Genomic DNA, 25378 nt, shown 5'->3' with positions numbered 1-25378 from the left:
CATGATCCCCGCCAGCATCCCCAGTCCGCCCGCAGAATGGGCCAGCTTTTCCATTGGACCGGCCACCATCCACGTTTACGCGCTGTGCATACTCGCTGGAATCGTTGCCGCGTTGCTGCTCACCTCAGCCCGCTGGAGGCGCTACGGCGGTAACTCTGACGTCGTCTGGGATGTAGCCATCTGGGCCGTACCGTTCGGACTCATCGGCGGACGTCTCTACCACGTGTTCTCGTCGCCGGACGCCTACTTCGGGCCCGATGGAGATCTCTCCCGCATACCCCGTATCTGGGAGGGCGGTCTGGGAATCTGGGGAGCAATTGCGCTCGGCGCTGTCGGCGCCTGGATCGGATGCCGACGCGCAGGAGTTCGCCTGTCGGCTTTCGCTGACGCTGCCGCACCGGGGGTCCTCCTCGCACAGGCCATCGGGCGTTGGGGAAACTGGTTCAATCAGGAGCTCTTTGGTGCCCCGACGGACCTGCCCTGGGGTCTTGAGATCGATGCGAACAACCCCAATTTCCCGGCGGACGCTGATCCCGGAACCCTTTTCCATCCCACCTTCCTGTATGAGTCGCTCTGGAGCCTGGCCGGTGTCGCACTCCTCCTTCTCCTGGATCGCAGGTTCTCACTGCGCAGGGGCAGAATGTTCTGGCTGTACGCCGCGTACTACACGGCGGGTCGCATCTGGATCGAGGCACTGCGTATCGACGACGCGGAGATGATCAGCATTCTCGGCGTCACCCAGCGACTGAATGTCTGGACGAGCGTACTTGTGCTGCTGGTGTCCCTCGCGGTCTTCATCTATCTTTCCGTGAAGCAGCAGGGGGTGAAGGAACACTCCGTGTACCTGCCGGGGCGCGGTCCAGACTCAGCCGACGACGCCGCTGCCACCGCGACGGATGCGGGTAGCGGATCAGGCACGGACGTCCACAGTCCGGACACTTCGGCTGGAAAAAGTCCGGATCGTGGTAACCTTCCAGAAATAAAAGACGCCTCAGGTGCGGCCGCCTCCGCGGACCAAGCCCCTGAGGAACCCCGGGAATCAGACTCCCGAAAGTAGCGTCCAGCGGGGCCACCGCCCTACCCACGGACGATGTCACAGCGTCGTGGCTCCGCTCGGTACACCAGCTAGCTCACCGGCTTTCGCGCCGTACCGGGATTGATCAGGCCCACCGCCATCAGACCATTCCGGCAATCCATGTCGGCATGTGGCGTGCGCCTCTACAATGTGCACTAGAAATACGCAGCGCCTCCCTGAAGGGACAAGCGCGCCTCGGGGCCGAAGTCGTCCCCTCCCGACGCTCCATCATGGGGGAAGGACTCTATCTATGACTGCACCCACTACCGGTCTCGTGCCGGAAGACATCACTGCGGAATCGCCCTTCACGCGGTTTGCTTCCTACCCGGAAGCCTCCGGGCTGTACAACCCGGAGAACGAAAAGGACGCCTGCGGCCTGGCTGTCATTGCCACGCTCCGGGGTGAGCCCGGCCACGACATCGTCGACGCCGCCCTCACAGCGCTGCGCAACCTGGAACACCGCGGCGCCGTGGGCGCTGACGAGGGAACCGGTGACGGTGCTGGTCTGCTGACGCAGGTTCCTGACGAGTTCTTCCGCGCCGTTGTCGATTTCGAACTTCCGGCTCCCGGTTCCTACGCCGTGGGCACAGCCTTCCTCCCTGCTGTCGCGAGTGAAGAAGCAACGGCCCGTGCCGGCATCGAGAGCCTTGCAGAGGCTGAGGGCCTGACGGTCCTTGGCTGGCGTGAGGTTCCTGTGGTCGCTGACCTGGTCGGGTCGATGGCCCGCGCCTGCATGCCACACTTTGTACAGCTCTTCATCGCACCCGTCGCAGGCAAGGCAGCGGACCTTGACGCCAAGGCGTTCCGGCTGCGGAAGCGTGCCCAGAACAAGTACGGTGTGTACTTCCCTTCCCTGTCCTCGCGCACCATGGTCTACAAGGGAATGCTCACCACCGCGCAGCTCGAGCCGTTCTACCCGGACCTTTCGGACCCGCGCTTCAAGACCAAGCTCGGCATCGTCCACTCGCGCTTCTCAACGAACACCTTCCCGTCGTGGCCGCTGGCCCAGCCGTTCCGCACGATCGCGCACAACGGCGAGATCAATACGGTCAAGGGCAACCGGAACTGGATGCGCGCACGCCAGTCGCTCCTTGCACATCCACTCCTCGGTGATTCGCCCGAGGAACTGTACCCAATCTGCACCCCGGGCGCGTCCGACTCAGCCTCCTTCGACGAGGTCGCGGAACTCCTGATGCTCGCTGGGCGTCCCATCACCCACGCAATCATGATGATGATCCCGGAGGCCTGGGAGAACCACACCTCCATGGATCCGGCGCGGCGCGCGTTCTACCAGTACCACTCCATGCTCATGGAGCCCTGGGACGGGCCCGCGGCGGTCTCTTTCACCGATGGACGCCTTGTCGGAGCTGTCCTGGACCGTAACGGTCTTCGTCCTGCCCGCTACTGGGTCATGGAGGACGGGCTCGTGGTCCTGGCCTCCGAGGTCGGCGTGGTCGACGTCGAGCCTTCGAAGATCGTCCGGAAGGGACGCGTTTCGCCCGGCAAGATGTTCCTCGTCGATACCGAGGACGGCCGCATCATCGAGGACCAGGAGGTCAAGGCCGAAATCGCCGCCGCTAACCCCTGGGGTGAGTGGGTCAAGGAAAACCTGATTGACCTGAAGGACCTGCCCGATCGCGAGCACGTGGTGCACACCAAGGCCTCGATCAACCGCAGGCAACGCACCTTCGGCTACACCCAGGAGGAACTGCGTATCCTGCTTGGTCCCATGGCGAAGGCCGGGGCGGAGCCGCTGGGTGCCATGGGTTCAGATACCCCAATCGCGGTGCTTTCCAAGCGGCCCCGCCTTCTGTTCGACTACTTCGTCCAGTCCTTTGCGCAGGTTACCAACCCGCCGTTGGACGCCATCCGCGAAGAACTCGTCACGTCGATGGGTGTCACCATCGGCCCGGATGGCAACCTGCTGTCCTCCAGCCGGGTCCGCTCCAAGCAGATCGCCCTGAACTTCCCGGTCATCAACAACGATGAGCTCGCCAAGATCGCCAACCTGGAGTCCGACGACGGCGACCGCCTCACCGTTCGCGTACGCGGTCTCTACCGGGTCGACGGCGGCGAAGCGTCCCTGCGTGCCCGCCTGGCCGAGATCTGCGAGCAGGTTTCAAGCGCCATCAACCGCGGCATCCAGTACGTGGTGCTCTCCGACCGCGACTCGAACGCGCAGTGGGCTCCTATCCCTTCGCTGCTGCTGGCTAGTGCCGTTCATCATCACCTGCTGAAGAGCGCGAACCGCACCAAGACCTCCCTTGTGGTCGAGGCCGGCGACGTTCGGGAGGTGCACCATGTGGCCGTGCTCATCGGTTATGGCGCGTCCGCAATCAACCCCTACCTCGCGATGGAAAGCTGCGAGGAACTGGTGCGTAACGGCGACATCACCGGTGTCACTGCGGAACAGGCTGTGGCCAACCTGATCAAGGGCCTCGGCAAGGGCGTCCTCAAGATCATGTCGAAAATGGGTATCTCCACCGTCAGTTCCTACTGCGGTGCGCAGACGTTCGAGGCCCTGGGACTGTCCCAGGAACTCGTGGACGAATACTTCCACGGCACGCAAACCCAGCTTGGCGGGGTCGGCCTCAATGTTGTCGCTGCCGAGGTAGCGGCTCGCCACGAGTACGCGTACCCCCAGGACGGCATTGAGGACCCGTACCGCAGCCTGGACAACGGTGGTGAGTATCAGTGGCGCCGGGAAGGACCGCCGCACCTGTTCAACCCGGAAACGGTCTTCCGCCTGCAGCACGCAACCCGCGAGCGTCGCTACGACATCTTCAAGTCCTACACCAAGGGCGTTGACGATCAGTCCCGCGAGCTGATGACCCTGCGCGGCCTGCTCGGCTTCAAGGAAGGGCTCCGGCCTGCCGTCCCGCTCGAGGAAGTGGAGCCTGTCTCGAGCATCGTCAAGCGCTTCTCCACAGGTGCGATGAGCTATGGGTCCATCTCCCAGGAGGCCCACGAAACCCTCGCTATTGCCATGAACCGGTTGGGTGCGAAGTCCAACACCGGCGAAGGCGGCGAGGACGTCGAGCGCCTGCTCGATCCGGAGCGCCGCTCCGCCATCAAGCAGGTTGCGTCAGGGCGGTTCGGAGTCACCAGCCTGTACCTGACCAATGCTGAGGACATCCAGATCAAGATGGCGCAGGGAGCCAAGCCCGGTGAGGGCGGCCAGCTCATGAGCCAGAAGGTCTACCCGTGGGTGGCTCGTACCCGGCACTCGACGCCCGGCGTGGCGCTGATCTCGCCTCCGCCGCACCACGACATCTACTCGATCGAAGACCTCGCTCAGCTCATCTACGACCTGAAGCGGGCCAACACATCGGCACGTGTCCACGTGAAGCTCGTGTCGGAAGTGGGGATCGGCACGGTGGCTGCCGGTGTCACAAAGGCGAAGGCCGACGTCGTACTGATTTCAGGTCACGACGGCGGTACCGGCGCCAGCCCGCTGAATTCGCTCAAGCACGCGGGCGTCCCATGGGAGCTTGGAGTTGCCGAAACGCAGCAGACCCTGATGCTCAACGGACTCCGGGACCGGGTGGTGGTTCAGGTGGACGGGCAGCTCAAGACCGGACGTGACGTACTGATCGCCGCGCTGCTGGGCGGCGAAGAATTCGGTTTCGCCACAGCGCCGCTGGTGGTCTCGGGCTGCATCATGATGCGTGTGTGCCACCTCGACACCTGTCCGGTAGGCGTTGCCACGCAGAACCCCGAGCTGCGCAGCCGCTTCACCGGCAAGCCCGAGTTCGTGGTCAACTTCTTCGAGTTCATCGCAGAAGAGGTCCGCGAGCTGCTGGCCGAACTTGGTTTCCGCTCGCTGGACGAGGCGATCGGCCACAGCGAGGTACTTGACGTGCAGCGGGCCGTTGCGCACTGGAAGGCGGACGGGCTCGACCTCGAACCGATCCTGCGCGGCAACGAGTTCGGCGAGGACGCTCCACTGCGGAACATGTTCCCGCAGAACCACGAGCTCGATCAGCACTTCGACAACAAGCTGATCGAGATGAGCAGCGACGCGCTTGATCACCGGGCCCCGGTCCGGATCACCCTCGACGTCGTGAACACCGACCGCTCAGTCGGCACCATGCTCGGCTACGAGGTCACACGCCGCTTCGGCACCGACACGCTGGCAACGGACACCATCGACGTGACACTGACCGGTCACGCCGGCCAGTCGCTCGGCGCGTTCCTCCCCGCAGGAATCACCCTGCGGTTGCTTGGTGACTCGAACGACTACGTCGGCAAGGGACTGTCGGGCGGGCGCATCATCGTTCGGCCGGACCGCGCCAACGTCTTCGCCGCCGACCGCAACGTCATCGCCGGCAACGTGATCGGCTACGGGGCAACCAGCGGTGAGATCTTCCTGCGGGGCCAGGTGGGGGAGCGGTTCCTCGTGCGCAACTCCGGCGCAACGGCTGTCGTGGAGGGGATCGGTGACCACGGCTGCGAGTACATGACCGGTGGCCAGACGCTCATCCTCGGACGGACGGGGCGGAACTTCGGCGCCGGCATGTCCGGAGGTACGGCCTACGTGCTGGACCTCGACCAAACCCGCGTGAACGTACAGGCGCTCAACAGCGGCGAACTGCAGCTCGAAGAGCTGGACGCGGAAGACATCGAGATCGTCCGCCAGCTGCTTCTGCGGCACCAGGAAGAAACCGAGTCGCCGCTCGCTGCCCAACTACTCGATGAGTTCGAGACGACCGTGCCGCGCCTGACCAAGGTGCTGCCGCGTGACTACGCACGCGTTCTCGATGCCCGGGCCGCCGCCATCGAAGAGGGACTCGATCCCGACGGTGAAGAGGTCTGGAACAGGATTTTGGAGGTTACCGGTGGCTGACCCACGCGGATTCATGAAGGTGCGCGAGCGGCAGACGCAGCCGCGCAGGCCCGTTCCGGTCCGGATCATGGACTGGAAGGAAGTGTACGAGGCCCAGGAAAAGGGCGTCCTGAAGAGCCAGGCCGGGCGCTGCATGGATTGCGGCATCCCGTTCTGTCACCAGGGGTGCCCGCTCGGGAACCTCATTCCGGAATGGAATGACCTCACGTGGCGGGACAAGGGTCGCGAGGCGATTGACCGTCTGCACGCCACCAACAACTTCCCCGAGTTCACCGGCCGGCTGTGTCCTGCTCCGTGCGAGGCGTCCTGTGTTCTCGGAATCAATCAGCCTCCGGTCACGATCAAGCAGGTTGAGGTTTCGATCATCGACGAAGCGTTCGACAACGATTGGGTGCACCCGCACCCGCCGGAGCGCCTGACGGGCAAGACCATCGCCGTCGTCGGCTCCGGACCTGCCGGTCTGGCTGCTGCCCAACAGCTGACCCGCGCGGGCCATACTGTGGCCGTATATGAGCGCGACGACCGCATCGGCGGGCTCCTGCGCTACGGAATCCCCGACTTCAAGATGGAGAAGATCCAGCTTGACCGTCGCCTCGACCAGATGAAGGCGGAGGGAACACGTTTCCGGGCCGGCGTCGAAGTAGGCCGCGACATCAGCTGGGACCAGCTGCGGCGCCGTTACGACGCCGTCGTGGTCGCCACCGGCGCCACCGTTCCACGCGACCTGCCTATTCCCGGACGCGAGCTCGACGGCGTTCACTTCGCAATGGAGTACCTGGTGCAGGCAAACCGGGTTGTGGCGGGCGAGGAAATCGAGGACCAGATCCACGCCGAAGGCAAGCACGTGGTCATTCTGGGCGGCGGCGACACAGGTGCGGACTGCATCGGCACCGCGCATCGCCACAAGGCTGCCTCCGTCACCACGCTCGCCATCGGGCAGCAACCGCCGCTCGAGCGCATGCCTAACCAGCCATGGCCTACCTTCCCAACGCTGTTCGAGGTAGCCAGCGCCCATGAAGAGGGCGGTGAGCGCACCTACCTCGCGTCAACGGTCGAGTTTGTTGGTGACAACGGAAAACTGACTGCGGTTCGCGTCGCCGAGACGGAGTTCGTCAACGGCAGACGGGTGCCGAAGGCTGGAACCGAGCGGGATATCCCGGCGGACCTGGTCTTCCTCGCCCTCGGATTCACCGGCCCGGAACCTGCGGGAATCGCCGAACAGCTCGACGCTGGCTTCGACGGACGGGGTAACGTTGAGCGTGACGGGTATTACATGACCAGCACTCCCGGAATCTTCGTAGCCGGCGACGCAGGACGCGGGCAATCCCTCATTGTGTGGGCAATCGCGGAGGGCCGTGCGTGTGCCGCTGCGGTTGACCAGTGGCTGATGGGTCAGACCAAGTTGCCCGCACCCGTGGCACCGACAGACCGGGCCCTCAACGTCCTGTAATTCCCAGGTGCGCAGGAGCCAAAGAGCAATCCACGAACACGACATGACAGGCAAGGTTTTATGAGACGCGCAAAGATAGTGGCCACTTTCGGCCCGGCAATCGCGAGCTATGAAAACACCCTCGCAGTTCTTGAAGCCGGGGTGGACGTAGCTCGTATGAACATGAGCCACGGCGACCATTCCGTACACAACCAGACGTACGAATTTGTCCGTAAGGCAGCAGAAGAGCTGGGCCGGCCGGTGGGCATCTTCGCCGACCTTCAGGGCCCCAAAATCCGTCTCGGGCGCTTCGTCGACGGACCCCATATGCTGCTTCCCGGTGACACGTTCACGATCACCACGGAGGACGTCGAAGGCACCGCGGAGATCTGCTCCACCACCCATAAAGGGCTGCCTCACGACGTCAACGTCGGCGACATCCTCCTGATCGACGACGGCAAGGTCGCGATGCGCGCTACCGCCGTCGACGACGTCAAGGTCACCGCTGAGGTCACCGTCGGCGGAGCGGTTTCGAACAACAAGGGCATCAACCTGCCCGGCGTCGCAGTGAACGTGCCTGCGTTGAGCGACAAGGACGAGGAAGACCTCCGCTGGGCAATCCAGCGTGGCGTCGACATGGTTGCCCTGTCCTTCGTGCGCAATGCGGCCGACGTCGAGCGCGTACACGAGATCATGGACGAAGAGGGCCGGCGCGTCCCGGTGATCGCCAAGATCGAGAAGCCGCAGGCTGTGGACGCCATCGAGGAAATCATCGATGCGTTCGACGCAATCATGGTTGCTCGAGGCGACCTCGGCGTTGAGCTGCCCCTCCAGGACGTCCCCATCGTGCAAAAGCGTGCCATCGAGCTCGCCCGCCGCTGGGCCAAGCCGGTCATCGTGGCCACCCAGGTCCTCGAGTCCATGATCGATAACCCCCGCCCCACGCGCGCGGAGGCTTCTGACTGTGCCAACGCAGTGCTCGACGGCGCTGATGCGGTCATGCTGTCCGGCGAGACCAGCGTGGGCAAGTACCCCATCGATACGGTCCGCACCATGGCAGACATCATCGAGTCTACCGAGAAGCACGGCCTCGATCGGGTTCCGCCTCTGGGCAGCAAGCCCAAGACGCGCGGCGGCGCCATCACCCGTGCAGCCGTGGAGATCGCCGACCAGCTGGATGCGAAGTACATCTGTACCTTCACCCAGTCGGGCGACTCCGCACGCCGCCTCTCCCGCCTTCGTCCGACGAAGCCGGTCTTCGCCTTCACTCCGGTGCAGTCGACCCTCAACACCATGTCGCTGATCTGGGGTGTTCAGCCGATGCTCGTCGAGTACGCCGAACACACGGACCAGATGACTGCGCAGGTTGACCGCGTACTGTTCGAGCAGAAGCTTGTTGACCTCAACGACCTCGTGGTCATCGCGGCCGGTTCCCCTCCAGGGCAGTCCGGTTCGACGAACTCCATCAAGGTGCACAAGGTCGGGGATATCGCCGACGCGGGCCAGTTGCCCGAAGGCTACACACCGAGCAAGGAGAAGGTCGGTCCCTGGCCGGTCAAGAACAAACACAAGTAGCCCGCACGCGACGCACATACAGAAGGACCCCGCCTCGGCGGGGTCCTTCTGTATGTGCGAGCTGTTTGGTGTGTGGTTCTCCGTGTGGAAGCGCCCGCTAATTGACCTGATTGATGATCGTCTCGGCAACTTCGCGCATGCTGAGGCGGCGGTCCATGGACGTTTTCTGGATCCAGCGGAAGGCTTCGGGCTCCGTCAGCCCCATCTTCGTGGTGAGCAGGCTCTTCGCGCGCTCTACGAGCTTCCGGGTAGCGAACTGCTCCTGGAGGTCGGAAACCTCATTCTCAAGCGCCTTGATCTCTTCATGGCGGGAGAGAGCGATCTCGATCGCCGGCACCAGATCGGCTGGAGTGAAGGGCTTCACCACGTAGGCCATGGCTCCGGCGTCGCGCGCACGCTCCACGAGTTCCTTCTGGCTGAAGGCGGTCAGCAGGACGACAGGGGCGATGCGCGCCTTCACAATCTGCTCCGCAGCGGTGATTCCGTCCATGACCGGCATTTTTACATCCATGAGGACAAGATCGGGCTTGTGCTCATGCGCCAGCTCAACTGCTTTCTCACCGTTGTCGGCTTCGGCGACCACGTCGTAACCCTCGCCACGCAGGATCTCCACAATGTCGAGACGAATGAGGGTTTCATCCTCAGCGACGATGACGCGCCGTGCCGGGCTCGTGTTCGCTGAGTCGCGGTTCTGGGACACTGAGGCTCCTTGGTATGCGTTTATTGGTTCTGCGTGCCCCGGCGCAGGAGCAGCCCTGAAGGCGCGCTGCACGGGTTCACTGGAACAGCCTATCGGCATGTAGAGTAGATTCGCGCACCCGGGGGTCCCCGAGTCACGGAACTCACGTCGGTGCACTGATCAGCCCGAATGGCGGAATTGGCAGACGCGCTGCACTCAAAATGCAGTATCGAAAGGTGTGTGGGTTCGAGTCCCACTTCGGGCACCAGCATGCACTGACTTTTACGGTCAGTCGTCCAGTCATATTGACTGACTTGTTTCTGAGAATCCTTCCGGACTGGCTTCTAATAGGGACATGGCAATGTCTTCCTACCTGGCCTTCTGCGGCATGTGCGTGGTTCTCGCCGTAACTCCCGGTCCCGACAGCTTCCTGATCCTCCGGTTCAGCCTGCGGAAGCTTCCATCCGGTATTGCGGCTTCGTTCGGCTCCGCTGCCGGGTACCTGGTCTGGGCTGTGCTCGTTGCTGTCGGCCTCGCCGCCCTCATCGAACAGTCGGCCGTCGCTTACCGCGGGCTCAAGGTCCTTGGTGGTATCTATCTGGTCTATTTGGGGATCAAAGCTATTCGGGGGGATAGGAAGAAATCATCGGCCCCCGTGCCCGACGGCGTCGTCATGGTGGAAGCGCGTGCGTTGAGTTCGTGTGCAGCCGGACTCACATCCACCATGCTCAACCCGAAGGTGGGCCTGTTTTTCCTTGCCGTGGTCCCGCAGTTCCTTCCCAAGGACGGTTCCGTTTTTGCTGTCACGATGCTGCTGGGGGCAACTCTCGGCTTCATTGTGCTGATGTACCTTGTGGGCTTATGCCTGCTGGCCGCCAAGGCGAACGAGTGGCTGAACCGTCCGCGGGTGACCCGCAATCTGGAGATTTCATCCGGCGGGATACTCGGCGTGCTCGGCGTCGGGACAGCGGCGTCGGCCGCCCAGGCCTGATCCGGTTCCTGGCCTCAGAACCGGGTCAGCGTACGTCCCGGATGAGGTTGGTGATGCGGGCTGAGGAGAGCCGTCTGCCGTCTTCGTCGGTCATGATCACCTCGTGTGTGGCCAGCGTACGGCCGAGGTGGATGGCAACGGCAGTTCCTGTGACCAGGCCGCTCGAGGCGGACCGGTGATGGGTGGCCCCGATTTCAATACCGACAGCCTGGCGGCCCGGGCCTGCATGGATGCCCGCCGCGAATGATCCCAATGTTTCAGCAAGGACCAGATGGGCCCCTCCGTGCAGGATCCCGGCAACCTGCTGGTTCCCCTCGACCGGCATGGTGGCCACCATGCGCTCCGCGCCCATCTCCTGAAAAACGATCCCCATCTTGGCAGCGAGCCGCCCGATGCCGTGGCCGCGAAGCCAATCGTGCATGTGCTCGGGAACACCCGCAGCGGTCAGTTCGGCAAGGTAGGGGTGGTCGCCGTCGGAACCTGGGCCCGGAGTGAATTTGTCATCCATGGGAACTAGGCTGGCACCTGTGAGCCAAACAAACCAAACCGTAGATTCCGACGTGCAGATCGACGTGCAAACCAGTGTCCAGACCGATGCCGCCGCGCATGCGGTGCCTGCACCGGCACCCACGGGGAAGCGGTCGCGGTTGTTGGTCGTCGATGGTCACTCGATGGCGTTCCGCGCGTTCTACGCGTTGCCGGCCGAAAATTTTTCTACTGACACGGGCCAGCACACCAATGCGGTGTATGGGTTCACCGCCATGCTCATCAACCTGCTGCGCGACCAGGAGCCAACGCACGTCGCAGTCGCCTTCGACCTCGACACACCGACCTTCAGAGACACCGAATACACCGAGTACAAGGGCGGACGGTCCCGCACCCCGGAGGAATTCCACGGCCAGATCGACCTGATCATCAAGGTGCTGGAGGCCATGCGCATTCCTACTTTGTCGATGGAGGGCTACGAGGCCGACGATGTCCTCGCTACCCTTGCCGTCGACGCCGCTGCCAGGGGTTGGGACGTACAGGTAGTCAGCGGAGACCGGGATGTCTTCCAGCTCGTCAATGATCGCGTGACGGTCCTGTATCCCAAACAGGGAGTCACGAATATCCCGCAGATGGACGCCAAGGCCGTTGAGGAGAAGTACTTCGTTCCGCCGCACCTCTACTCGGACCTGGCGGCGCTGGTGGGCGAGACCGCGGACAATCTTCCGGGTGTGCCGGGCGTCGGGCCGAAGACCGCGGCCAAGTGGATCCTGAAGTATGGCGGCCTCGAAGGCATCCTCGAGAACCTGGACGCGATCGGCGGCAAGGTGGGAATCGCACTCCGGGAGAACATCGAGAACGTCAAGCGGAACCGGCGCCTCAACCGCCTGCTCACGGACCTCGATCTGCCGGTGGATCTGCAGGCGATGGCAGCGCAACGTCCGGACCGGGACGCCGTTGAGGACCTTTTCGACGCCCTGCAGTTCAATGTGCTTCGGAAGCGCCTGTTTGATCTGTTCGGCGAGGAGGAAGCGGATACAGCCAGGGATGAAATGTCCCCGCCGCAGCATGAAATCCTCACCGAAGCGAACTCCCTGACCGCCTGGATCAATGGAACCAATCAGGCTCCCGCGGCTGTCCACGTGGTCACACGTTCCACGAGCGGAGGAGAGGAAGCCGTCGGCGTTGCGCTGGTGACCGCCGCGGTCGCTGCCTATATCCCGTTCGAAGAGTTGGATCAGGACGCCGAGAGCGTCGTCGGGGAGTGGCTCCAGGACTTGGACGCGCCCAAGGTGGTGCACGACTTCAAAGCGGCCTACAAGCTGCTCCATGCCCGCGGTTTCACCCTTGCGGGCGAGGTGGACGACACCGCCATCTCGGGCTACCTCATTCAGCCCGACCGGCGCAGCTATGAGCTTGCTGACCTCAGCCAGGTGCACCTGAAGCTCACCCTGCCGACGTCGAACGCTGCGACGGGCGGCCAGCAGGCGCTGGCACTCGAGGAGGAGGATGTCGCAACCCCAGCGGTAGCGGCGGCCTTCGCAGCATTGGAACTCAGCCAGCACTTCACGGGCCAGCTCGTAGAGCGCGGCGCCAATCAGCTGCTCGCGGGTCTGGAACTGCCGCTGTCCGAGGTGCTGGCGCGGATGGAGCTGACGGGAATCAGCGTGGCTGTCGACGGTCTCGACCGCCTGTACGACGACTTCTCCGCGACCATGGCGAACACCAGCGCCGAAGCGTTCAGGATCATCGGCAAGGAGATCAACCTGGGCTCGCCCAAGCAGCTTCAGACCGTTCTTTTCGACGAGCTGGCCCTGCCGAAAACCAAGAAGATCAAGACCGGGTACTCCACCGACGCAGATGCGCTCACGGACCTGATCGTCAAGACGGGACACCCGTTCCTTGAGCAGCTGCTGGCACACCGGGATGCCTCCAAGCTTCGGCAGACGGTGGAGGGCCTCCGGAAGTCGGTCGCAGAAGACGGTCGAATTCACACGACCTACGTACAGACCATTGCAGCGACTGGCCGGCTGTCCTCCATGAACCCGAACCTGCAGAACATTCCGATCCGCTCGGATGAGGGCCGCCGGATCCGGGAAGCGTTCGTAGTAGGTCCCGGCTATGACTGCCTGATGACGGCGGACTATTCGCAGATCGAAATGCGCATCATGGCGCACCTCTCGGGCGATGAGGGTTTGATCCAGGCGTTCAACGAGGGCGAGGATCTGCACCGCTTCGTGGGCTCCTCCATCTTCCACGTGGCCCCGGAGGAAGTGACCAGTGCGATGCGCTCAAAGGTCAAGGCCATGTCCTACGGGTTGGTGTACGGGCTGAGCTCGTTCGGGCTGTCGAAGCAGCTTGCCATCTCGGTGGATGAGGCCCGGACCCTGATGGGTGACTACTTCGACCGGTTCGGCGCCGTCCGTGACTACCTCCGCGGAATCGTGGAGCAGGCACGCAAGGACGGTTTCACCTCAACCATCGAGGGAAGGCGGCGGTACCTGCCGGACCTGTCGAGTGACAACCGCCAGCTGCGGGAGATGGCTGAGCGGGCGGCGCTCAACGCACCGATTCAGGGTTCGGCGGCAGACATCATCAAAAAGGCAATGCTCGGTGTCGATGACGAGCTGCGACGCCGCGGGCTCACGTCGAGGATGCTTTTGCAGGTCCACGACGAACTGGTACTCGAAATCGCGCCGGGGGAACGTGACGAAGTGGAGCAGCTGGTGCGCGCGGAGATGGCGGGTGCGGCCGAACTGACGGTGCCGCTCGACGTCTCGGTCGGTACCGGCACCAGCTGGCACGAAGCGGCGCACTAGGAACAGGTGCCGCGGCATAGCCCGTCGGCTGTCGGAGGATTAGGCTGGGGAACCGTGAGCACGCAAACAGGGATCAACACCGCCGCATCCACGCTTCGGATCGAGACCTTCTCCGTAGACGGGGATGCCGATACCTCAGCAGAGGGCCCGTTGGCCGCCTGGTTCGAGGGCGTCAGCTTCGGATTCCACGAGGGCCGGCTGGAGGTCGAGGACCTGCCGAAACTGGCTGAGGCGTATGCGGCGGACCGGCGCATCCTGTGGGGCGCCTATGACGACAATCCGGGTCCCCATGCGTGGAATCCGCGCATTCCCGTAGCCACTTACGGCACTATGGTGAATTCGCTGAACGTCGGTGGGGGCAGGTTGCTGGACGCCCATCTGGTCACCGCGGTCACGGTTCGCCCGACACACCGGCGTCGGGGACTGCTGCGCCAAATGATCACTGCCGACCTTCAGGGCGCGGCCGAACGGGGTTTTGCCGTCGCGGCCCTGACTGCGTCGGAAGCCACCATCTACGGTCGCTTCGGGTTCGGTACGGCAACGCACACCACCTCGATCGAGGTCGACGTTCGGGAGCGCTTCGCCATCACTTCCGTACCGTACGGGCGGATGGAGGTGGTTTCGCCGGAAGCTGCCGTCGACCTCACCCAGGAAGTTTTCGCTGGTTTTCACTCACACTCGCTGGGTTCGATCGGCCGCCAGTTCGCGTACTCCCGCCGGTCAGCGGGTCTGTGGGGTGAGGATCGTCCCCAACCCGACAAGGCGCTGCGCACCGCCGTCCATTATGACGACGACGGCCGCCCGGACGGCTTCGTCTCCTACTCGTTCGCGGGTTGGGAGAAGACGCCGTACACCATGCGGGTGAAGGATCTGGTGGCGGTATCGGATGCCGCCTACCTCGAGCTGTGGCGTTATCTCGGCTCGCTGGACCTGATCGACCGGGTCACCTTCGGGTCGGCGCCTGTCCAGGATCCGCTGCCGTGGGCTCTGGCTGACCGGAGATGCCGTGAACTGAAATCCGATGAAGACGTGCTTTGGCTGCGGATCCTCGATCCGGTGGCCGCGCTGTCCCAGCGCAACTATGAGCACGACGGTGTCCTGTCCCTGTCAATCACGGATGCGCTCGGTCATGCCGAGGGCGCTTTCGAACTGAGTGTGGCGAACGGTGCGGGCACCGTCCGTAGACTGGGCGACGGGTCCGGGACGGACATCACGCTCGATGTAGCTGCTTTAGGGTCGTTGTACCTTGGGGGAGTGGACGCGCGGATTCTTGCCAGTGCAGGCGGTCTGACCGGAGGTTCCCCTGAAGGTGTTGAGAGTGCCGCAACGTTGTTCTCGGTGGCCCGGGCACCCTACTGCATCACGCATTTCTGACGGTCCGCTCCGGCCCGCTCACCATGACCGCACGGGAAGCAGCCAGCACGCTTTGACCGGCGTTGCAGCAGAACGCTAGACTGGGTGGGCATGTCCCGCGCACAGTGGGCCCTGCAATGTGTCCTGCACAGCCTCTGCGTTGTGTTGGCACAGTGTTCTCCATATTTCCATTTGTCCGCATCCGGGCAGGTTCCTCATGGTGGGTACATCAACATGTACCCGCGCGGGTCCAAGAAGTCCGGATCAAATTCATAATCCACAACGGAGCCCCAACTACATGACCATCACCACCACCGAGAAGCCAGGTGCCCCGCAGGTCGCTATCAACGACATCGGCACCGCTGAGGACTTCCTCGCAGCTATTGACGCCACCATCAAGTACTTCAACGACGGAGACCTCGTCGAAGGAACGGTAGTCAAAGTTGACCGCGATGAAGTTCTGCTCGACATCGGTTACAAGACCGAAGGTGTCATCCCTTCCCGCGAGCTTTCCATCAAGCACGATGTCGATCCGGGGGACGTGGTCTCCGTTGGTGACGAGGTTGAAGCGCTTGTCCTCACGAAGGAAGACAAAGAAGGCCGCCTGATCCTCTCCAAGAAGCGTGCTCAGTACGAGCGCGCCTGGGGCGACATCGAGAAGGTCAAGGAAGAAGACGGTGTTGTCACCGGTACGGTCATCGAGGTTGTCAAGGGTGGTCTCATCCTCGACATCGGCCTGCGCGGCTTCCTTCCCGCTTCCCTCGTTGAGATGCGCCGTGTCCGCGACCTTGCTCCGTACATCGGTCAGCAGATTGAAGCCAAGATCATCGAGCTGGACAAGAACCGCAACAACGTTGTGCTGTCCCGCCGTGCATGGCTCGAGCAGACCCAGTCCGAGGTTCGCTCCACTTTCCTCAACAAGCTGGAAAAGGGCCAGGTCCGTCCGGGCGTTGTGTCCTCCATCGTCAACTTCGGTGCATTCGTCGATCTTGGCGGCGTAGACGGACTGGTTCACGTTTCGGAACTGTCCTGGAAGCACATCGACCACCCGTCCGAGGTTGTCGAGGTCGGCCAGGAAGTCACCGTCGAGGTTCTCGAGGTGGATCTGGACCGCGAGCGCGTTTCCCTGTCGCTCAAGGCCACCCAGGAAGATCCGTGGCAGACCTTCGCCCGCACTCACGCGCTGGGCCAGGTTGTCCCCGGTAAGGTCACCAAGCTGGTTCCGTTCGGTGCGTTCGTTCGCGTCGAAGACGGCATCGAAGGCCTCGTCCACATCTCTGAACTTGCTGTGCGCCACGTTGAACTGGCCGAGCAGGTTGTCTCCGTTGGTGACGAGCTCTTCGTCAAGGTCATCGACATCGACCTTGAGCGCCGCCGCATCTCGCTGTCCCTCAAGCAGGCCAACGAGGGCGTCGACGCAGACAGCACCGAGTTCGATCCGGCTCTCTACGGCATGGCCGCTGAGTACGACGAAGAGGGCAACTACAAGTACCCCGAGGGCTTCGATCCCGAGTCCAACGAGTGGCTTGAAGGCTACGAGACCCAGCGCGCAGCGTGGGAAGCCCAGTACGCCGAGGCCCAGTCCCGCTGGGAAGCTCACAAGAAGCAGGTTGTGCAGCACGCGTCCGACGACGCCGCCGCAGCCAACGAGCCGGCGGACTCCGGTGCAACCAGCTACTCCTCGGAGCCGGCTGCAGAGTCACCCGCAGGGTCCGGTACCCTCGCGTCGGATGAGGCTCTCGCCGCACTGCGTGAGAAGCTGACCGGCAACTAGGTCCGATCTCCTCAGGAAACCCCCGCCATTGGGCGGGGGTTTCCTGCGTTAAGCACTGCCCGGCAAAACGCAGGGCGTAGATCTTCAGCTGCGAGTGGACACCGTGACCGTGAACTTGCGGTCGCGCGCTACCTGGCGGGTGGGTCCCACAAGCCGCTCCAGCGCACCGCGGTACTGCAGATGGCTGTTCCACACGGTCCACAGTTCGCCGCCGGGCGCCAGCGAACGCCCCGATTCGGCAAACAGCTTCAGTGCTATTCCCGCATGGACGGTATGACCGGAATGGAACGGCGGGTTCAGGACGATCAGATGGTCACCGGAATCGGGCCGCCCTGACAGGGCGTCGTCGCGCACAACGGTTACCCTGTCGCCTACACCGTTCGCGTCGACCGTAGCCCGGGTGGCGGCCACCGCCGCCGCCGAGGTATCGGTCGCGATGACGGAGAGTCCCGGGTGGGTCAGGGCAAGGTAAGCGGCGATTGTCCCGTTGCCGCAGCCAAGGTCCACGGCGTGGCTGGATGGTCGTGTTCCTTGGAGGTGGGGGAGCAGGAAGCGGGTGCCGGGGTCGAGCTTCGCGCCCCCGAACGTTGCCCCGAAGGCGCGTAGCCGCAGCGGGCGGGGGAGTCCGACGTCGTACTCTGCTTCGGAAGGAAATGGGCATGGGCCCGTCGGGAGCGGGCACGACGCAGTAAGGATCCGGGACTTCTGCCGCGCCAGCCCGGCCTCGACGGTGCGGAAGTACTTGGCCAGGACCGTGGTCATGGCCGGAGTCATGTGTTTGACTCTCCCTCCCGCGAAGACGGTGACGTCGGGATGTGCGGCGGTTGCGATATGCCACGCGATCTCCTCCAACGCGTCAAGGGAGCGGGGGAGTTGCAGCAGCACCAGGCGGACGCCGTCGAAGAGGTCCTTGCCCAGGACCGTTGAGGTGTACAGACCGCTGAGCGGAAAGCTGCGTGCATTTGCCGCGAGCGCACGCTCGCCGGTGACTGAGTCCTGATGGACGCGCACGTGCTCAGCGCCGGCATGCAGCGTGCCGAGAGTCAGGGCGCCGTGTGTGTCACCGACGACGGCGACTTCACCCGCAGCACAGCCCCGCAGGGCTTCACCTGCTGTATCGAGGAGCAGCCTGTCCGTGGCATCGACCGCGTGCAGGTTCTCGGCTTCCACGTCAGGCCAGCGCCTGAGAGCGTTGAAAGGGAAGTCAGCCACGGTCCACCCATTCGCGGCTCACTGGCACTGCGGTCAATTCACCGGCTGTGATCGCTGCAAGGCGACTTGAGAAGGAGCCCATTGCGGCGGCGTCGTCATCAACCGCGACGGTGAGGCGAGCCAGCTCCCCTTCGTAGTGCACCGCCAGCACTGGAGTGCCGACGGCTCGCAGCTCATTCTCGACCCGCCCGGCGGTGGCGGAAGGCGCCGCGATCTCGAGCAGCTGCCGTCGCTCCCGGGTGATCATCGGCGCGGCATCGAGCGCCTGGGACACCGAGTCCGAGTACGCACGCACCAATCCGCCGGCGCCCAGCAGGATCCCGCCGAAGTAGCGCACGACGATCGCAGCAAGATCGCTCAGATCCGCTCGATCAGGGGAAGTGGCCCGTCTGATGATCGCGTCGAGCATCGGTTGGCCGGCGGTACCGGAGGGCTCGCCGTCGTCGTTGGCGCGCTGGATCTCGCGGCTGGGTCCAAGAACGACGGCGCTGCAATGGTGCCTCGCATCGTGGAACTCCCGGCGCACCCGGGTAAGGAGGTCACGGACCTCGTCCTCGGACTCCACCCGCTGCAGCACGGTGATGAAGCGGGACCGGCGGACCTCCAGTTCGTGTCGATGAGAACCAGCGATAGTCGTGTATCGCGCCACCGTTCCCGCCGTCCCTGTCACTCCTCCAGTGTAGGCAACCCGGAGAGGGCAGGGAGCGACGTCCGCAGGTAGCCTTGCAGTCATGTTGAGGGTTGGATTGACGGGCGGGATTGCTGCGGGAAAGTCGCTGGCGGCGTTAACACTTCGTGAGCTGGGAGCGGTACTCATCGACGCCGACCAGCTTGCCCGCGCTGTAGTGGAGCCCGGCACCGAGGGTCTGCGGGAGGTCGTTGCAGCGTTTGGGCAAGGCGTGCTCCGGCAGGACGGCTCACTGGACCGGCCTGCGCTCGGGGCCGTCATCTTCGCGGACCCTGCCGGACGCGCAACGCTGAACGCAATCATCCATCCGCGGGTCCGTCAGGAGGCAGCGAAGGCAGAGGCCGACGCGCGCGCACGGTCAAGCGGCGCCGTTGTGGTGCATGACATCCCGCTCCTCGTGGAGACCGGGCAGGAAGACAGCTTTCACCTGGTGCTGGTGATTGACGCGCCCCAGGAGATGCGGCTTCGCCGCATGGTGGAGCAGCGCGGGATGACGGAGCAGGAGGCACGAAAGCGGATGGAGGCGCAGGCCGAACCGGACACGAGAAATGCGGCAGCCGACGTCGTACTGGACAACTCCGGGTCCCCGGCGGCGCTCATCAGCGCCATAGAGGAATTATGGGAACAGCGGATTGTGCCGTTCGCACGGAACCTCACTGAACAGGAACGGGCGCAACGCCGCGGGGGACCCGTACTCCTGCATGATGACGACTGGCAGCGCCAGGCCGCCCTGCTGGGCCGCCGCCTGAAGCGGCGCGATCCGCGAGTGCTCCGCGTCGACCACATCGGATCCACCGCCGTCCCGGGTTTGCCGGCGAAGGACGTCATCGACCTCCAGCTGACGGTCGCCTCCCTTGAGGACGCCGACGCCCTCTCCGGCCCTCTCGCAGAGGCAGGGTTCCCACGCCTACCGGGCGTCTGGCGGGATACGCCCACCGCAGACCTTCCGCACCCGGAGCTGTGGCAGAAACGGCTGCATTGCAACGCTGATCCGGGGCGGGCGGTGAACCTGCATGTCCGTGTCGAGGGTTCCCCGGGGTGGCAGTACGCCCTGGCCTTCCGGGACTGGCTGCGGGCCAATCCTGATATGGCGGCGGCATATGCAGCAGAGAAGGACCGGTGCGCCGGCATCCATCGGAACGACGCCTCCACCTCGGGTTACGCCGCCTGCAAGGAGGAGTGGTTCAGCACCTTTGCGGCCCCGCGTGTGACCGCCTGGAAGTACGACGTCGGCTGGTCACCGAGCCCGCCCGTCGCGGGCTGAGCCGGGGTTCAGCCTCCAGCAAAGAACACCTATCACGGACTGTGGTTGTCCGCGGCGGGCGGTAACGTAGAACCATGAGTCTTGCGCAGGAAATCAACCGTGTTGTTGCGCCTTTTGAGGTGATCAGCGAGTACCAGCCTGCCGGTGACCAGCCGACCGCCATCAAGGAACTTGCGGAGCGAATCAACGCCGGTGAGAAGGACGTGGTGCTCCTTGGCGCCACCGGTACCGGCAAAAGCGCCACGACTGCATGGCTCATCGAGCAGGTACAGCGGCCAACGCTGGTCATGGTCCAGAACAAGACCCTCGCGGCCCAGCTTGCCAACGAATTCCGCGAGCTCCTGCCGAACAACGCGGTCGAGTACTTCGTCTCCTACTACGACTACTACCAACCCGAGGCATACGTCCCGCAGACCGACACCTTCATCGAAAAGGACTCCTCCATCAATGAGGAGGTTGAGCGGCTGCGCCACTCCGCTACGAACGCGCTGCTGACCCGGCGCGATGTCGTGGTGGTCGCCACTGTCTCGTGCATCTATGGTCTCGGTACACCCGAGGAGTACGTCTCCGCGATGGTCACCCTGCGGCAGGGGCAGGAGATGAACCGGGATGCCCTGCTGCGTCAGTTCGTGGCGATGCAGTATGTCCGCAATGACATGGATTTTCATCGCGGCACATTCCGAGTACGCGGGGACACCGTTGAGATCATTCCGATGTATGAAGAGCTTGCGCTGCGCATAGAGTTTTTCGGCGATGAGGTTGAGCGCATCTACACGCTTCACCCGCTCACGGGTGAAGTGGTGCGGGAGGAGACGGAGATGTACGTCTTCCCGGCCTCGCACTATGTGGCCGGACCGGAGCGGATGGCCCGGGCGATCACACGCATTGAAGACGAATTGCGGGAGCGTCTCGAGGAACTTGAGTCACAGAACAAGCTGGTCGAAGCACAGCGGCTGCGCATGCGCACCACTTATGACCTCGAGATGATGCAGCAGATGGGTTTCTGCAACGGCATCGAGAACTACTCCCGCCATATCGACGGACGAACCAAAGGCAGCGCGCCGCATTGCCTCATCGATTACTTCCCTGACGACTTCCTGCTTGTCGTGGATGAATCCCACGTGACCATTCCGCAGATTGGCGCTATGTACGAGGGCGACATGTCCCGCAAGCGCACCCTGGTTGACCACGGCTTCCGCCTCCCGTCCGCCATGGACAACAGGCCGCTGAAGTGGGATGAGTTCCTCGAGCGCATCGGCCAGACCGTCTACCTCTCGGCTACCCCCGGAAAGTACGAGCTGAGCAAGTCAGACGGTTATGTCCAGCAGATCATCCGACCCACCGGGCTGGTGGACCCGGAGATCGTCGTCAAGCCGAGCAAGGGCCAGATCGACGACCTTCTCGGGGAGATTCAGGTGCGGGTGGAGCGCGATGAGCGGGTCCTGGTCACCACCCTGACCAAGCGCATGGCCGAAGACCTTACCGGCTACCTTCTGGAACACGGGGTGAAGGTCGAGTATCTGCACTCAGACGTGGACACCCTTCGCCGGGTGGAGTTGCTGCGTGAGCTCCGGATGGGCACGTTCGACGTGCTGGTGGGCATCAACCTTCTGAGGGAGGGCCTGGATCTGCCGGAAGTGTCTCTGGTCAGCATCCTGGACGCGGACAAGGAGGGTTTCCTGCGCAGTTCCACCTCACTGATCCAGACCATCGGCCGCGCCGCCAGGAACGTTTCCGGTCAGGTGCACATGTACGCCGACCGGATCACGGATTCCATGGCGAATGCGATCGAGGAGACCACCCGGCGACGCGACATCCAGATCGCCTTCAACAAAAAGAACGGCGTGGATCCCCAACCCCTGCGGAAGCGCATTGCGGACATCACGGACTCCCTGGCAAAGGAGGACGCGGATACCCGGGCTCTGCTCGAGAAAACGGCCAAGTCGTCCAAGGGCAAAGGTAAGGGCAAGGTCCCAACCGTCCGGCACGATGGCCTCGCCGCGGTGCCGGCAGAAAACCTCACCGATCTGATCAGCCAGTTGACTGACCAGATGCACGCCGCAGCCGAGGAGCTCCAGTTCGAACTGGCGGCCCGGCTCCGCGACGAGGTCAGCGATCTGAAGAAGGAACTGAGGCAGATGCAGTCCGCCGGGCACGCCTGACCAATGGCCGACGAGGTTGCGGCAGGCAGCGGGTCCTTCACCGAGATCCGGGTCCATGGGATTGGAGACCACGAGTACTACACCAGTCTTGGGTTGCCGGTTGAGAAACGACTCAATGCCTGGGTTCAGGTCGCCGCCCCTCCGCCGCTGCCGGAACACCGGCTGCGCATTGTGAACTGGTCGCGGTCACGGCGGCAGAAGACCGGCTTCCTCTGGTATCTGGCATTCCCGTTCACCCTTGCAAACGTGGCGGGGCGCATGGAACCCGTGGGAGCAGGAGCTCCGGCAGTGGCAACCCTGCGAGCCATGGTTGGCGTCATCGGCGTCGTGCTGACGCTGTCGCAGCTTGCCTGGCTGATCGTGCTGGGTGAAACGGTCCTGAGGTATCTGAGCCTTCCGTCTTCCGTTCTGCGCATCGTGCCGCTGATTGCAGCGGCCCTACTGGTTGCATGGCTGGCCTTCCGCTACCGGACCGTCGTCCGGGTACAGTCCGGGCACAACCGCGGGAGTGCCGTGCCCGTCATGCACGCCGCCTTTGTCGTTGTGGGCGGTATCGCGCTCAGCCTTGCCCCGCCGGCGCAACTCATTCACGCAGGCTGGCCCTCAGCCGCGCTTCCCACCGGTCCGCCGCGCCTGGACGCCATGGCGCTCTGGATCGCCGCAAGTACGGTCGCGGGCTTCGCGGCGGCGTTCGTACTTTCCGCGCTGGGCAGGGGAAGCTCAGGTGCGCGCGAGAAGGTGCGGGGGCCGCTCGCTGCTGCTGGTGTCCTGCTGGCTGTTGCAGTACCCCTGATGCACTCCGTCACCGCGCTGGTCCGTATGGTTTTGGACAACCTGCTCGGCTACGTCACCGGGCTTTTCGGGTGGGTGCGGGTTCCGCAGCCGCTCTCCGGCATTCTCCTTCCCTATGACAATCCCGACGATCCCGGCGACAGCCGGCTTGACCTCTTCCCGTTCCTCGCGCTGATCGCCGCAGCAGCAGCGCTGGTCGCCATCGCTGTCGTGCTGGCTTCGGGCGCCGGACCGGGCTTGCCGCCTCTCGGGCATGGTAAGGCCGAACGCGGGCGCTGGTGGCACGCTGTGTGCGCCCAAGCGCCGCAGTTGGTGCCACGCATTCTGCCGCTCGCCCTCGTACTCGCGCTGGCGGCGATGACGGCGGTAATCGTCCTCGGCGAGGGCAGGCTCGGTGGTCCTTGGCTGGCACTGGCGATCCTGGTGCTCCAGGCTGCGGGGGCGGTGGTGGTGCTCGTGCTCCTTCTCGGGCAGCTTCGTCCCTTGCGGGAGGTGCTCGGGAAGACAGCCGACGTCGCCGGCTTCTGGCCCGTCCTGGACCATCCGCTGGCCGGCTCATCGTACCGGGACGCTGCTGTTGACGGTATCTCGAACCTGGTGGACCGGCATGCCCGGGGCCAGGTTGTCCTCGTCGCCCACAGCCAGGGCTCGGTACTCTGTGCCTGGCTTGTCGCTCGCACCTCCGTCGATGGCGTGCGGCCGCACCTCGTGACGGCCGGGTCACCCGTCCACTCCGTGTATGCGCGGTTTTTTCCGGCCACCTTCACGCCGGAACTGCTGGCCGACGCCGTTGCCGGATCCCGAAGCTGGCGCAATTACTGGCGGGCAACAGATCCCATCGGGTTCCCCATCCCGGGGATCGCAAACAGCGAACTTCCAGATCCGCGGCCCGACGGCCTGGTCCGAGGTCACAGCGACTACTGGACCGAGCCCGACATCGTGCAACATGTCGCCGGGTTGGCGCAGCTCCGTACTTGACTTGCGTCTTGTTTCCCGATCCCGACCGGCCGCGGGTACCATGGGACGAACGTAGGGGAGTATCCTTTCGCGCTACGAACGTCAACACGCAGGCCGACGACGGTCTGCCGGGCGTAGCGGTCGCACAACGAATGCGACGGAGAGACTTGCGAATCCCGTTGTACCTTCGAAAGGGTCCCTAGTGCTTGAACTGCCCCTTGCCTTTGAAATAGGCACATTTGTCGTTCTGGGAATTATCCTCCTGTTCGACCTCCTGCTTGTCGTGAAGCGGCCCCACGAGCCTTCGATGAAGGAAGCCGGCTTATGGGTCTCCTTCTACGTGGGACTCGCTCTGATCTTTGCCGTACTCATGTTCGCTATAACAGGCCCCGAATTCGGCGGGCAGTTCGTCGCCGGCTGGGTGACGGAGTACAGCCTGAGCATCGATAACCTGTTCGTGTTCATCATCATCATGGCCAGGTTCTCCGTGCCGCGGAAGTACCAGCAGGAAGTGCTGATGGTGGGCATTATCATCGCCCTGATACTGCGCGGAATCTTCATCCTTTTGGGTGCGGCGCTGATCAGCAACTTCTCCTGGATCTTCTACATCTTCGGCGCATTCCTCCTGTGGACCGCTTACCACCAGGCGAAAGACTCCGGTGAAGAGGAAGAGGAGAAGGAAAACAAGCTCATTGCCAAGCTGCGCACTGTGCTGCCTATGACCGACAAGTACGACGGCGGCAAGGTCCGCACCGTGGTCAACGGCAAGAAGGTCTTCACACCGATGCTCATCGTCTTCGTCACGATCGGCCTCACCGACCTGCTGTTCGCTGTGGACTCCATTCCCGCGATCTTCGGCCTGACCGAAAGTGCGTTCATCGTGTTCACCGCGAACCTGTTCGCGCTGATGGGCCTGCGCCAGCTGTACTTCCTCCTGGGCGGTCTCATGACCCGACTGGTGTTCCTCAAGCACGCGCTCTCGATCATCCTCGCCTTCATCGGTGTGAAACTGATCCTGCACGCCATGCACGAGAACGAACTGCCGTTCATCAACGGCGGCCAGCATATTGAATGGGCCCCGGTAATCCCGACGTTCGCTTCGCTGGGCTTCATCGTCGCCACCATCGTGATAGCTGTCGTAGCGAGCCTGCTGAGCCCTGCCGGGAAGCGCGCCAAGCTCGATGCCGAACTCGCTGCGGACGCCGAAAAGGCCCGCACGGGCGGTCCGGAACACTGAACCACGCCTGAGAGCTGATACATAAGGCGCCGATCCTGC

General features: G+C 63.7%; 16 protein-coding genes and 1 tRNA gene. 13 read left to right on the top strand and 4 right to left on the bottom strand.

Annotated elements, in window-relative coordinates; genetic code table 11:
* Position 1 precedes the first annotated feature (1 nt).
* From lgt to pyk, 4 genes are all read left to right on the top strand, one after another.
* Positions 2–1057: a prolipoprotein diacylglyceryl transferase gene (gene lgt, locus AC5RU3_RS05975; RefSeq protein WP_493965036.1), complete on the top strand. Its 1056-nt coding sequence runs from the start codon at positions 2–4 to the stop codon at positions 1055–1057.
* A 268-nt stretch (positions 1058–1325) separates the two neighbouring features.
* Positions 1326–5921 carry a glutamate synthase large subunit gene (gene gltB / locus AC5RU3_RS05970; protein ID WP_309071870.1) on the top strand — a complete coding sequence of 1532 codons (4596 nt, stop codon included), beginning with the start codon at positions 1326–1328 and terminating at the stop codon, positions 5919–5921.
* Positions 5914–7371 carry a glutamate synthase subunit beta gene (locus AC5RU3_RS05965; protein ID WP_309071871.1) on the top strand — a complete coding sequence of 486 codons (1458 nt, stop codon included), beginning with the start codon at positions 5914–5916 and terminating at the stop codon, positions 7369–7371. The genes gltB and AC5RU3_RS05965 overlap by 8 nt, the downstream gene beginning before the upstream one ends.
* 60 nt (positions 7372–7431) lie before the next feature.
* On the top strand, positions 7432–8925 hold the full coding sequence (gene pyk / locus AC5RU3_RS05960) for a pyruvate kinase (protein ID WP_309124067.1): 1494 nt from the start codon (positions 7432–7434) through the stop codon (positions 8923–8925).
* Positions 8926–9022: 97 nt separating this feature from the next.
* On the opposite strand, the gene AC5RU3_RS05955 is transcribed toward pyk, so the two are convergent.
* The gene (locus tag AC5RU3_RS05955; protein ID WP_309071875.1) at positions 9023–9625 is read right to left on the bottom strand and encodes an ANTAR domain-containing response regulator; all 603 of its coding nucleotides are present in this window, start codon (positions 9623–9625) and stop codon (positions 9023–9025) included.
* A gap of 162 nt (positions 9626–9787) precedes the next feature.
* Between AC5RU3_RS05955 and AC5RU3_RS05950 the strand changes: the two genes are divergently transcribed.
* Positions 9788–9872, top strand: a tRNA-Leu gene (locus AC5RU3_RS05950).
* 87 nt (positions 9873–9959) lie between these two features.
* Positions 9960–10595 carry a LysE family translocator gene (locus AC5RU3_RS05945; protein ID WP_493965035.1) on the top strand — a complete coding sequence of 212 codons (636 nt, stop codon included), beginning with the start codon at positions 9960–9962 and terminating at the stop codon, positions 10593–10595.
* A 25-nt stretch (positions 10596–10620) separates the two neighbouring features.
* On the opposite strand, the gene AC5RU3_RS05940 is transcribed toward AC5RU3_RS05945, so the two are convergent.
* Positions 10621–11103 carry a hotdog fold thioesterase gene (locus AC5RU3_RS05940; RefSeq protein ID WP_309071877.1) on the bottom strand — a complete coding sequence of 161 codons (483 nt, stop codon included), beginning with the start codon at positions 11101–11103 and terminating at the stop codon, positions 10621–10623.
* On the opposite strand from AC5RU3_RS05940, the gene polA reads away from it, so the two are divergent.
* The 3 genes from polA to rpsA all read left to right on the top strand — a co-directional run bounded on the left by polA (position 11102) and on the right by rpsA (position 17027).
* Positions 11102–13900, top strand: coding sequence for a DNA polymerase I (gene polA / locus AC5RU3_RS05935; RefSeq protein WP_493965034.1), 2799 nt, complete (start codon positions 11102–11104; stop codon positions 13898–13900). The two genes, AC5RU3_RS05940 and polA, sit on opposite strands and share 2 nt — an antisense overlap.
* Positions 13901–13954: 54 nt before the next feature.
* Positions 13955–15274 carry a GNAT family N-acetyltransferase gene (locus AC5RU3_RS05930; RefSeq protein ID WP_493965033.1) on the top strand — a complete coding sequence of 440 codons (1320 nt, stop codon included), beginning with the start codon at positions 13955–13957 and terminating at the stop codon, positions 15272–15274.
* Positions 15275–15551: 277 nt separating this feature from the next.
* On the top strand, positions 15552–17027 hold the full coding sequence (gene rpsA / locus AC5RU3_RS05925; protein ID WP_309071880.1) for a 30S ribosomal protein S1: 1476 nt from the start codon (positions 15552–15554) through the stop codon (positions 17025–17027).
* Positions 17028–17111: 84 nt separating this feature from the next.
* Here rpsA and AC5RU3_RS05920 read toward each other — a convergent pair whose 3' ends face one another.
* Complete coding sequence (locus AC5RU3_RS05920; RefSeq protein ID WP_309071881.1) at positions 17112–18239, bottom strand: class I SAM-dependent methyltransferase; 1128 nt, start codon at positions 18237–18239, stop codon at positions 17112–17114.
* Entirely contained in the window at positions 18232–18909 is a 678-nt protein-coding gene (locus AC5RU3_RS05915; protein WP_493965032.1) for an IMPACT family protein, read from the bottom strand. The genes AC5RU3_RS05920 and AC5RU3_RS05915 overlap by 8 nt, the downstream gene beginning before the upstream one ends.
* Before the next feature lie 61 nt (positions 18910–18970).
* On the opposite strand from AC5RU3_RS05915, the gene coaE reads away from it, so the two are divergent.
* From coaE to AC5RU3_RS05895, 4 genes are all read left to right on the top strand, one after another.
* On the top strand, positions 18971–20191 hold the full coding sequence (gene coaE, locus AC5RU3_RS05910) for a dephospho-CoA kinase (protein ID WP_493965031.1): 1221 nt from the start codon (positions 18971–18973) through the stop codon (positions 20189–20191).
* 74 nt (positions 20192–20265) lie between these two features.
* Positions 20266–22353, top strand: a complete 2088-nt coding sequence (gene uvrB / locus AC5RU3_RS05905; protein ID WP_309071884.1) for an excinuclease ABC subunit UvrB — start codon at positions 20266–20268, stop codon at positions 22351–22353.
* A gap of 3 nt (positions 22354–22356) precedes the next feature.
* The gene (locus tag AC5RU3_RS05900) at positions 22357–24123 is read left to right on the top strand and encodes a hypothetical protein (protein ID WP_493965030.1); all 1767 of its coding nucleotides are present in this window, start codon (positions 22357–22359) and stop codon (positions 24121–24123) included.
* A gap of 181 nt (positions 24124–24304) precedes the next feature.
* On the top strand, positions 24305–25339 hold the full coding sequence (locus AC5RU3_RS05895; protein ID WP_309072399.1) for a TerC family protein: 1035 nt from the start codon (positions 24305–24307) through the stop codon (positions 25337–25339).
* Positions 25340–25378 lie beyond the last annotated feature (39 nt).

The organism is Arthrobacter sp. MDB1-55, from assembly GCF_059092925.1.
This window is presented reverse-complemented; position numbering and strand designations above follow the sequence as displayed.

Excerpts from the sequence above, each read along its gene's own strand:
- lgt (WP_493965036.1), top strand. The coding sequence starts at position 2 with ATGATCCCCGCCAGCATCCCCAGTCCGCCCGCAGAATGGGCCAGCTTT.
- gltB (WP_309071870.1), top strand. The coding sequence starts at position 1,326 with ATGACTGCACCCACTACCGGTCTCGTGCCGGAAGACATCACTGCGGAA.
- pyk (WP_309124067.1), top strand. The coding sequence starts at position 7,432 with ATGAGACGCGCAAAGATAGTGGCCACTTTCGGCCCGGCAATCGCGAGC.
- AC5RU3_RS05945 (WP_493965035.1), top strand. The coding sequence starts at position 9,960 with ATGGCAATGTCTTCCTACCTGGCCTTCTGCGGCATGTGCGTGGTTCTC.
- polA (WP_493965034.1), top strand. The coding sequence starts at position 11,102 with ATGGGAACTAGGCTGGCACCTGTGAGCCAAACAAACCAAACCGTAGAT.
- AC5RU3_RS05940 (WP_309071877.1), bottom strand. The coding sequence starts at position 11,103 with ATGGATGACAAATTCACTCCGGGCCCAGGTTCCGACGGCGACCACCCC.
- rpsA (WP_309071880.1), top strand. The coding sequence starts at position 15,552 with ATGACCATCACCACCACCGAGAAGCCAGGTGCCCCGCAGGTCGCTATC.
- coaE (WP_493965031.1), top strand. The coding sequence starts at position 18,971 with ATGTTGAGGGTTGGATTGACGGGCGGGATTGCTGCGGGAAAGTCGCTG.
- uvrB (WP_309071884.1), top strand. The coding sequence starts at position 20,266 with ATGAGTCTTGCGCAGGAAATCAACCGTGTTGTTGCGCCTTTTGAGGTG.
- AC5RU3_RS05900 (WP_493965030.1), top strand. The coding sequence starts at position 22,357 with ATGGCCGACGAGGTTGCGGCAGGCAGCGGGTCCTTCACCGAGATCCGG.